General features: G+C 33.0%; 1 protein-coding gene. It reads left to right on the top strand.

Features of this window, described 5'->3' with window-relative positions:
* A partial coding sequence (locus HMPREF2846_RS00515) for a protein rep (protein WP_176745453.1) occupies positions 1–435 on the top strand: 435 nt, incomplete at its 5' end.
* Positions 436–928 lie beyond the last annotated feature (493 nt).

Genomic DNA, 928 nt, shown 5'->3' with positions numbered 1-928 from the left:
TTTTTTGACGGTAAGCAAAATTATATTACTCAAAATGAATGGACAGACTTATGGCAACGAGCGTTGCAAGTGGACTATAGACCCATTGTGGACATTCGAGCAATCAAACCGAATAAGAAACAGGATTCTGCTATTACATCAGCAATTAAGGAAACAGCTAAATACAGCGTTAAATCATCTGATTACCTCTCAGATGACCTAGAAAGCAATTTAAAGGCCGTAGAAGACCTTGAGAGAGGTTTATATGCTAAACGACTCATTTCCTATGGAGGAGCTTTAAAAACGGCTCACAAGCGTTTAAATTTAGATGACAACGAAGATGGCGACTTAATTCATACAAGTGATGATAAAATTTCAGAAACAGAGTCAAAAGCAAATTCAATTATTGCGATATTTAATTATGAAAAACAAGATTATTATTTAAAAAACGAATAAAAAATAGCCTAGATCTAATTTATAGTTCTAGGCTATTTTTGTATGTATTTATCAAATTTTAATTAGTTGTACTTATAAAAATATTTGAAAAGTAACGTCGAACGCAGGTGAGAAAAAACTTTCCTACGAAGTAGAAAATAAAAGTTTTTCACGGACGTCGTTTACGACGTATAAGTGCGCCCTTGCGGGTTTCTAACGAAAGTTTAACGTCGAATTTGGATTCTGTAAAGTGATATGCTCATTCTCAAATTATTCATATACGAATAAAATAAAAATAAATCTTGTAATTTTGTTAAGAGTCGTTTTTATGCCGAGAAAACTTTTTGGCTTTGACAGGTCTTAAAATATACTAAGAGCGAAAGCGAAAGTTGTAGCGTAAGCTATTAACTTTCGGTTGCAAAAGCTCTTAGATTTTTAAGACCGCAGCGCATCAAAGCCATAAAAGGAAATTGGAATAAAGCAATTATGTTATTTTGATTAAAGAAAGGGGGGG

Source organism: Staphylococcus sp. HMSC056G08 (assembly GCF_001812305.1).
Classification (GTDB): domain Bacteria; phylum Bacillota; class Bacilli; order Staphylococcales; family Staphylococcaceae; genus Staphylococcus; species Staphylococcus simulans.
The sequence above is the reverse complement of the archived record's forward strand: the minus strand, read 5'-3'. Positions and strand labels throughout refer to the sequence as shown.